The following is an 8,865-nucleotide window of genomic DNA, read 5'->3' on the forward strand; positions in this document are numbered from 1 at the left end:
CTCAGATCACTCCGTTCGCTTTGAGTTCGGCGAACTCGGATTCCTCGAGTCCCAGCCGGCGGATGTAGACGTCTTCGTTGTGCTCGCCCAGCAGCGGGGATCGCTCGACCTCCACCGGTGAGTCGGACAGCTTGATCGGGCACCCCACGGTCTTGAACTCGCCGCGTTCGGGATGGTCCACGGACACGATCATGTCGTTGTCGGCCAGCGAGGAGTCCTCGATCAGCTCCCGGGTGGACAGGATCGGGCCGCACGGGATGTTGTGGGCGTTGAGCTGGGCCAGCACCTCCCACTTGTCGTGGTTGATCGTCCACTCCTCGATCATGTGGAACATCTTGTCCAATTTGGGCAGCCGTGCTTGCGGCGTGTTCCACTCGGGATCGTCGGCGAGCTCGGGCCGGCCGATCAAACTCGCGATCGGGGCCCAGCCGGCGGGCTGGACGATGACGTAGATGTAGTCGTTGGGCCCGCCGGGTTTGCAGCGCACCGCCCATCCCGGCTGCCCCCCGCCGGAGGCGTTGCCCGAACGCGGCACCTCCTCGCCGAATTCGTCGTTCGGGTATTCACGCAGGGGCCCTCGGGCCAGCCGTTGCTGGTCGCGGAGCTTGACCCGGCAGAGGTTGAGGACCGCGTGCTGCATCGCCACCGACACCCGCTGGCCGTGTCCGCCGCGTTCCCGCTGGAACAGTGCGGCGAGGATGCCCGCCACGGTGTGGATCCCGGTACCCGAGTCGCCGATTTGCGCACCGGTCGCCGTCGGGGGACCGTCTTCGAACCCGGTCGTGCTCATGGAACCGCCCATGGCCTGGGCGACGACCTCGTAGGCCTTGTAATGCGTGTACGGACCCTCGCCGAATCCCTTGATCGAGGCGTAGATGAGTTGTGGATTGATTTCCTGGAGCCTTCCCCAGGTGAATCCCATGCGATCCACGGCGCCGGGACCGAAATTCTCCACGAGGACGTCGGAGCTCGCGACGAGTTCGGTGAAAACCTCCTTGCCCCGCTCGCTTTTCATGTTGAGGGTGATGCTCTGCTTGTTGCAGTTGAGCATCGTGAAGTAGAGGCTGTCGCCGTTGTCGACATCGCTGAGCTGGGTGCGCGTGATGTCCCCGCTGGGTGATTCCAGCTTGACGACCTCGGCGCCCAGCCAGGCCAGAATCTGCGTCGCGGACGGTCCCGACTGGACATGGGTCATGTCGAGCACGCGGACACCTTCCAGTGCCTTGCTCATGTGCCTTTCCCCTTTTTCGAACAGGCGCGCCGCGACATGCTCGGCGCGCGTCGACCGACATTCGAAAAAATCGACATCGATGAAGTCGTGATCGCGGTCACTTGTACATCGTCTGGTTCATGGTTCCCGGGGCGTAGACCTCCGGATCGACCCAGACGTTGATCAGAGAAGGCTTGCCCGACTCCCGCGCGCGTTGCAGGGCCGGCGCGATCTCGGACGGGTGGTGGACCGCTTCGCCGTACCCGCCGAGCATCTGGGCGAACTTGTCGTACTCGACGTGGCCGAGAGTGTTGCCGACCCGGCCGCGATCGGCGCCGTACTTGTCGATCTGGCCGTACCGGATCTGGTTCATCGAGGAGTTGTTGCCCACGATCCCGATGAACGGCAGGTCGAAGCGCACCAGCGTCTCGAAGTCCCAGCCGGTGAGGCTCAGCGCACCGTCCCCGAACAGGCAGACCACTTCCTTGTGCGGGAACGCGTGCTTGGCGGCCATGATGAACGGGATGCCCACCCCGAGCGTGCCCAGCGGACCCGGATCCATCCAGTGGCCGGGGGCCTTGGGCTGGACGACCTGGCCGGAGAAGGTGACGATGTCGCCGCCGTCGCCGATGTAGATCGAGTCCTCGGTGAGGAACTCGTTGATTTCGTGGACGAGGCGATACGGGTCGATGGGGGAGGCGTCGGACAATTGCCGGGGAAGCCGCTTGTTGTAGGCGGTCGTTTCGACCTCGCGCAGCTCCTGCAGCCATTGCTTGCGGCCGGTGGCGCCGTTGTCGATGCGACCGGAGCAGGCCTCGGCGACCGCGGACAGCACCGCGTCGGCATCGCCGACGATGCCCAGGTCGATGTCGCGGTTCTTGCCGACGGTCCGGTAGTCGAGATCGATCTGCACCACCGTTGCCTCCGGGGACAGCCGCTTGCCGTAGCCCATCCGGAAGTCGAACGGTGTGCCGACGATGATGATCAGGTCGGCATTGTTGAAGGCGTGCCGCCGGGCGAGCTGGTAGTGCAGCGGGTCGTCGGGCCCCAGCGTGCCGCGCCCGGCGCCGTTCATGAAGGCGGGGACGTTGAGTTCCCGGACCAGCTTGACGGCGGAGTCGGTCGCCCGGCACGTCCACACCTGGTTGCCGAGCAGGATGCACGGCCTCTCCGAGGTGAGCAGGAGGTCGGCGAGCCGCTCGATGGCCTGCGGATCACCGGCCGAACGCGTGGAGGCGCGGTAGTGCCCGGCTTCGGGAACCCGTGCCTTCTCGACCGGAACCCGGGCGTCGAGCACGTCCCGCGGAATCTCCAGGAAGGACGGACCGGGTGCGCCGTGGTGGGCTTCCCGGAAGGCCATCGACACCAGGTCGGCGGCACGCTCGGTGTGCGGCACCGAGGCTGCGAACTTGGTGATCGGGTCCATCATGTCCACGTGCGGCAGGTCCTGCAGGGACCCCATCTTGTGCTGTGACAGCGCGCCCTGACCGCCGATGAGCAGCATCGGGCTCTCCGCTCGGAAGGCGTTGGCCACGCCGGTGACCGCATCGGTGGTGCCGGGCCCGGCGGTCACCACCGCGCACCCGGGTTTGCCGGTGACGCGCGCGTACCCGTCGGCGGCGTGCGCGGCCACCTGCTCGTGCCGTACGTCGATGACCGAGATTCCCTCGTCCACACATCCGTCGTAGATGTCGATGATGTGGCCACCGCACAGGGTGAAGATCGTGTCGACACCTTCGGCCTTGAGTGCTTTGGCCACCAGGTGACCGCCGGATACCTGCTCGGGCTCGTGGGTTTGCTCGGCAGCGCCGAGCGGTGCGGCGTTCTCGGGCGTTGTCTGGGTGGTTTGCGCCATGGTGCGTCCTCATCTCCTCGGTCGCGTACGGCAACTCGACGTGGCGGGGCAATTGGTCGCCGCCGGCGTGCTTACCGGCCGGCTCACGGCCCTTTCGATGCCTCGCGAAACACGAAGCGATAGCTCCATACTGAATACCGTATGGAGGTATGCATACTCTTGAAGGTGGGCTTCTGTCCAGAGATGCGCGGTGCCTCGTCGTCGAACGGCCCGTGCGGGCGCTTTCGGGGCAGGGGGAGGCCTTCACAGGCGCAGTAGGCTCACTCCGGGTGGCACGGGACCGGGCATGAGCACGACCCGCCACGGCGCCCCACTTGTCGACAGCCGCTTGGACCGCAGGCGAAGGCCCGATCGCAGAAAGGGCATTTGCCTGCGGGGCGACATACAGTATGCTGAATGCAATGACGGTATCCCGCCGAATTCCTGGGGAGAGCGGAGTTCGATGTGAGAGTCGCTGTTCTTGGTGCGGGCGCCATCGGCGCGTATGTCGGTGCCAGCCTGCAACGCGCCGGCGCTGAAGTCGCCCTCATCGCCCGAGGGCCTCATCTGGAAGCGCTGCGTCGCGACGGAGTGCAGGTGCTGAGCCCGCGAGGGGACTTCCACGTGCGCCCGCATGCCACCGATGACCCGGCTGAAGTGGGCCCGGTGGATCACGTCTTCCTCGGCCTGAAGGCCAACTCCTATGCCGCGGCAGGTCCGATGGTCCATCCGTTGCTGCACGAGCGGACGTCGGTCATCGCGGCGCAGAACGGCATCCCGTGGTGGTATTTCCACGGCATGCCGGGTGAGTACGAAAACCATCGCATCCACAGTGTCGACCCGGACGGGGCCGTGACCGAGGCGCTGTCCCTGCATCGCGCCATCGGCTGTGTCGTCTACGCGGCAACGGAACTGGAAGCACCGGGAGTGGTGCGGCATCTCGAGGGCACCCGGTTCTCCATCGGCGAACCGGACGGCAGCATGTCCGAGCGCTGCCGGGAGTTCAGCGACGCGATGGTGGCCGGCGGTCTCAAGTGTCCGGTGGAACGGGACCTGCGGCCGGAGATCTGGATCAAACTGATGGGCAACATCGCGTTCAACCCGATCAGCGCGCTGACCCGAGCCACCATGGCCGGCATGTGCCGGCACCGGGATGTCCGGGAACTCGTCGTCACGATGATGCGCGAGACCCTCGATGTCGCCGCCGGGGTGGGATGTCACCCGGACATCGCCATCGAACGCAGGATGGCAGGCGCCGAGCGCACCGGTGAGCACAAGACGTCCACGCTGCAGGACCTGGAGCGTGGCAAGCCCATGGAGCTGGACGTGCTGCTGGCCGCGGTCGTCGAGCTGGCCGACCTGACCGGCACTTCGGCGCCGACATTGCGCGTGATCAACGCGCTTGCGGATCTGCTCAACCACCAGATCGAAACCGCGGCCTCCGACACCGCTCCGGCAGCCGCGACCCCGGTGTCCTGACGCACCCGCTTCGACATGATCACCACACACCGGCGACGGCCCGATTTCGCCCCGCAGGCGGGGATCGGCTCCCGAGTGCACGTGAGGAGCTGCTGTGGATCTGCATTACCTTGATGCCACGCCGACCGAGGCCGAACGGGCCGCGGTGGACGCCCTGCTCGGATCACCGGAGGGAGGCAACGGTCTCGATCCGGGCACGGTCCACGGCCACGGGGATGCGCACAACGGCGGGCATCCGAACGGAAGTGGGCCCTTTCCCGCCCACGGGGCCGCCCACGGCAACGGATCCGCGCACGGCAACGGCACGCGGGACGGGCGGGACATGCTGCTGCCCGCTCTGCACGCCGTGCACGATCGAATCGGCTGGATCAGCCAGGGAGCACTGAACCACATCTGCAGGCAGCTCTCGGTGCCTCCGGCCGATGCCTACGGCGTGGCGAGCTTCTACGCCCTGTTCGCGCTGCGGCCCAGGCCGTCGAGGGTGCTGCACGTCTGCACCGACTTGGCGTGCAAGGCCAACGGCTCCTCCGAGCTGTGCGACAGGCTGGAACAGTCCTTCGGCCCTGCGGGAACGGCGGTCGACGGGATGACGTGGCAGCACAGCCCGTGCCTGGGGGCGTGCGAGCGCGCACCGGCGGCGCTGGCGTTCGAGGCGGGCGATCCCGCTCGCACGCAGTTGCTCGCACCCGCGGGCACCGACGAGATCGAAGAATCGGCGCGCTCCGGACCGGCCGATGCGGACCGGGAACCCCCGGCACGCGAGTCGGTTCCCCAGGCGGGTGATCCCGAGCTGCGACTGCTGCACCGGGTCGGTGTCGTCGACCCGGACAGCCTGGACGACTACCGCGCCCACGGCGGCTACATCGCGCTGCGCAACGCCCTGCGCGCGGGCCCGGCGGAAGTCATCAAGCAGGTCACGGACGCGAAGCTGATGGGGAGGGGAGGTGCGGCCTTCCCCACGGGGCGCAAGTGGGACAGCACGGCTTCCCAGCCGGTGCGGCCGCACTACCTCGTCTGCAACGCCGATGAGAGCGAACCGGGCACCTTCAAGGACCGCATTCTCATGGAGGGCGACCCGTTCTCCGTCATCGAGTCGATGACCATCGCCGGCTTCGCCACCGGGTGCGCCAAGGGCTACCTCTACATCCGCGGCGAGTACCCGCGGGCGACACGTCGGCTGGCCAACGCCATCGCGCAGGCCCGCGAACGAGGCTTTCTCGGCCGCAGCATCATGGGGCACGAGGGCGTCGACTTCGACATCGAGATCCGCCGGGGTGCCGGGGCCTACATCTGCGGTGAGGAAACCGCCCTGTTCAACTCCATCGAGGGATACCGCGGTGAGCCGCGCAGCAAGCCGCCGCTGCCGGTGGAGGAAGGACTGTTCGGCAAGCCGACCGTGGTCAACAATGTGGAGACACTGGTCAACGTACCGCTGATCCTCATCGAGGGCGGCGAGGCGTACGCGCGCATCGGAACGGAGCGCTCGACCGGCACCCGATTGTTCTGCTTGTCCGGCACTGTGGCCCGTCCCGGGCTGTACGAGGTCCCGTTCGGCACGACGTTGCGCGAGCTGCTCGACCTCGCGGGAGGTGTGCCGGAGGAGCGCACGTTGCGCGCGGTGCTGCTGGGCGGGGCGGCAGGTGGTTTCGTCCGGCCGGGCGAGCTCGATCTTCCGCTGACGATGGAGGGTGCGCAGGAAGCCGGGACCACACTCGGTTCGGGCGTCGTCCTCGTCTTCGACGACACGGTGAACCTGCCCGCGATGCTGCTGCGAATCGCGTCGTTCTTCCGTGACGAGTCGTGCGGGCAGTGCGTGCCGTGCCGGGTCGGGACGGTGCGCCAGGAGGAGGCGCTGCAGCGCATGGCGGGCGGAAAGGCACCCCCCGACGGCGATGATCTCGCCCTGCTGCGCGAGGTCGGTCAGGTGATGCGGGACTCGTCCATCTGCGGGCTGGGGCAAACCGCGTGGAACGCGGTCGAATCGGCGATCGACCGACTCGGCACGCTGTCGAAAGGAGGACCCGCATGACCGTCGTCGATCTCGGCCTGCCGCGTCGGCTGGTGGACGTCACACTGGACGGCGAGACCGTCAGCGTCCCGGAAGGGTCGACCATCCTGGACGCCTGCACGGCGGTGGGCACGTCCATCCCGACCCTGTGCTACGGCGATACGCTGCGCCCGGCGAACGCCTGCCGCGTGTGCATGGTGGAGGTGGAGGGTTCGCGGACACTGGTTCCCTCCTGCTCCCGCAAGGTCACCGAGGGAATGGTGGTGCGCACCGATTCCGAGCGCACCCGGCACAGTCGCAAGCTGGTGCTCGAACTGCTCGGCTCGTCGGCCGACCTGTCCACGACGCCGCACGTCGCCGAGTGGATGGAGCAGTACCAGGCGAAGCCGGAGCGGTTCGGTCCCCCGGATCCGCCCGCCGACGACCACGACGAACGGCCGCCCGGCGAGCACGAGGAGCCGGACGGCACCACGGCCGCGACCGTGCAGCAGCCGGCCAAAGTGGACAACGACCTCTACGTCCGCGACTACGGCAAGTGCATCCTGTGCTACAAGTGCGTGGACGCCTGCGGGGAACAGTGGCAGAACACCTTCGCCATCGCCGTTGCCGGCCGCGGCTTCGATGCGCGGATCTCCACGGAGTTCGCGAACCCGCTGCCGGACTCGGAGTGTGTCTACTGTGGTAACTGCATCGAGGTCTGTCCCACCGGAGCGCTGAGCTTCAAAAAGGAGTTCGACATGCGCGCAGAGGGCAGCTGGGACGAGTCGCGGCAGCAGCAGACGACCACCGTCTGCACGTTCTGCGGCGTCGGCTGCAACCTCACCCTGCACACCCAGGACAACGAGATCGTGCGCGTCACCTCGCCGCACGACCATTCCGTGGGCCACGGCAACCTCTGCATCAAGGGGCGTTTCGGCTGGGAGCACATGCAGGATTCCCGGCGCCCCGCGGAGGAATCCACGGAGCCGACCACGGGGCAGGCATAGGGCACTCTCGGCGGGGAAGGTCCGGAGGCGAAGCGGCCTTACGGACCGATCCTGCGTGCGTCCGGACGCGGGGCGGGCCAGGGGGGTTGGTTGCCGCACTACCGCTTGCGGCGCCGGGAGGACTTCGCCGGGGTGGGCTCGTCCTCGCCGCTGTGCTCCTCGTCGTTCTGCTCGAGGTAGGACCGCCGGGTGTGCTCGGTGTGCTCGCGCATCAGCGTCGCCGCGCGGTCGGCCTCGCCCTGGGCGATGGCCTCGATCAGCGCGGCATGCTCGTCCCAGGCCTTCTGGCCGCGGTTCCGGGCGACCGGCGTGTGGTACCAGCGCACCCTGCGACCGACCTGGCTTGCCAGCTCCATGAGCACCTTGTTGCCGGAAAGCTCGGTGATGCAGGTGTGCAGTTCGGCGTTGGCCGCCACGACGCTGTCGATGTCGTCCTCGGCGAGCGCGGCGATACCGCGGTCGTAGATCTCCCGAAGCCTGTCGATACCGGCTTCGCCGGCCTGCGTGGCCGCCAGGCGCGCGGACTCGGCCTCCAGCAGCGTGCGCACTCCCAGCAGCTGGTCGGCTTCCTCGGAGGTGGGCACGTGAACGAAAGCGCCGTATCCCGGGCGTAGATCGACCCACTCGTCCTTCTGCAACCACTGCAGGGCTTCCCGCACGGGTTGGCGCGAGACGCCCAGCAGTTCCGCCAGCTCCTTTTCCACCAGGTGCTGACCGGGCTGGAGATCGCCCGTGACGATCATCTCGAGGATGGCTTCGTAGACGGTTTCCCGTAGTGGGACAGGGCGTGCGACCTGCCGGGACGAGAGCTCCTGCGGCAATCCTGACGGCAGCGACATAGGTGAACTCCCAGGGACGGCAGAGCAGCTCAGCGTCCGTGCTGGTCCTGCGACTGCGGTTGTACGGTTCCGATGGTTTCAGTATACAGTATTCCACAGTCCAGTGCCCGAGAGTTCGGTCACAGCCCTTGCTGTCACCGCGAAGCAGGCGCGAGCGCAGCCCGCCTCCGAGTCGCACACCTCCATTTTGGCGCAGGCTGTGCACATGTGCCGCAGGGGCACTCGGGTTCCGGGTGGTCACTCTTGCTTGCCGGGAAGGCGTCGGACTTGTCGTCGAATCGAAAAGGCTTGGTCCTTCGCGCAAAGTTGTGCATACTGTATGCAAGCCTGCGTGCAAAGGAGAGTCGAGTGGATCTGTACGAGTACCAGGCGAAGGAGCTCTTCGCCGCCCACGGAGTGCCGACGCTGCCCGGTTCCGTGGCCACTGATCCGAACGGGGCCAAGGCAGCCGCTGAAGAACTCGGCGGACCTGTGGTGGTCAAGGCCCAGGTCAAGGCCGGAGGACGGGG

General features: G+C 67.3%; 7 protein-coding genes. 4 read left to right on the top strand and 3 right to left on the bottom strand.

Going from position 1 to position 8,865, the window contains the following annotated elements; all coding sequences use genetic code 11:
* Position 1: 1 nt before the first annotated feature.
* Together frc and DFQ14_RS20615 are read right to left on the bottom strand one after the other, a co-directional pair.
* Complete coding sequence (frc, locus tag DFQ14_RS20610; protein WP_114454991.1) at positions 2–1,231, bottom strand: formyl-CoA transferase; 1,230 nt, start codon at positions 1,229–1,231, stop codon at positions 2–4.
* Between the two features lie 97 nt (positions 1,232–1,328).
* Positions 1,329–3,065, bottom strand: coding sequence for a thiamine pyrophosphate-binding protein (locus DFQ14_RS20615; protein ID WP_114454992.1), 1,737 nt, complete (start codon positions 3,063–3,065; stop codon positions 1,329–1,331).
* Between the two features lie 444 nt (positions 3,066–3,509).
* Between DFQ14_RS20615 and DFQ14_RS20620 the strand changes: the two genes are divergently transcribed.
* The 3 genes from DFQ14_RS20620 to DFQ14_RS20630 all read left to right on the top strand — a co-directional run bounded on the left by DFQ14_RS20620 (position 3,510) and on the right by DFQ14_RS20630 (position 7,517).
* The gene (locus DFQ14_RS20620) at positions 3,510–4,523 is read left to right on the top strand and encodes a 2-dehydropantoate 2-reductase (RefSeq protein ID WP_114454993.1); all 1,014 of its coding nucleotides are present in this window, start codon (positions 3,510–3,512) and stop codon (positions 4,521–4,523) included.
* 94 nt (positions 4,524–4,617) lie between these two features.
* A complete protein-coding gene (locus DFQ14_RS20625) occupies positions 4,618–6,552 on the top strand; it encodes an NAD(P)H-dependent oxidoreductase subunit E (RefSeq protein WP_114454994.1) in 1,935 nt (644 codons plus the stop codon).
* Positions 6,549–7,517 carry a 2Fe-2S iron-sulfur cluster-binding protein gene (locus tag DFQ14_RS20630; protein WP_114454995.1) on the top strand — a complete coding sequence of 323 codons (969 nt, stop codon included), beginning with the start codon at positions 6,549–6,551 and terminating at the stop codon, positions 7,515–7,517. Before DFQ14_RS20625 ends, DFQ14_RS20630 begins: the two co-directional genes overlap by 4 nt.
* Before the next feature lie 98 nt (positions 7,518–7,615).
* Here the strand turns inward: DFQ14_RS20630 and DFQ14_RS20635 are convergent, their stop codons facing one another.
* The gene (locus DFQ14_RS20635) at positions 7,616–8,356 is read right to left on the bottom strand and encodes a GntR family transcriptional regulator (protein WP_114454996.1); all 741 of its coding nucleotides are present in this window, start codon (positions 8,354–8,356) and stop codon (positions 7,616–7,618) included.
* 348 nt (positions 8,357–8,704) lie between these two features.
* Here DFQ14_RS20635 and DFQ14_RS20640 point away from each other — a divergent pair.
* Positions 8,705–8,865, top strand: a 161-nt coding sequence (locus DFQ14_RS20640; RefSeq protein WP_179951452.1) for an ATP-grasp domain-containing protein, incomplete at its 3' end; no start/stop codon positions are given.

It is taken from the genome of Halopolyspora algeriensis (genome assembly GCF_003337235.1).
Lineage (GTDB): Bacteria > Actinomycetota > Actinomycetes > Mycobacteriales > Pseudonocardiaceae > Haloactinomyces > Haloactinomyces algeriensis.

Coding starts and splice junctions, on each gene's coding strand:
- DFQ14_RS20635 (WP_114454996.1), bottom strand. CDS start 8,356: ATGTCGCTGCCGTCAGGATTGCCGCAGGAGCTCTCGTCCCGGCAGGTC.
- DFQ14_RS20630 (WP_114454995.1), top strand. CDS start 6,549: ATGACCGTCGTCGATCTCGGCCTGCCGCGTCGGCTGGTGGACGTCACA.
- frc (WP_114454991.1), bottom strand. CDS start 1,231: ATGAGCAAGGCACTGGAAGGTGTCCGCGTGCTCGACATGACCCATGTC.
- DFQ14_RS20615 (WP_114454992.1), bottom strand. CDS start 3,065: ATGGCGCAAACCACCCAGACAACGCCCGAGAACGCCGCACCGCTCGGC.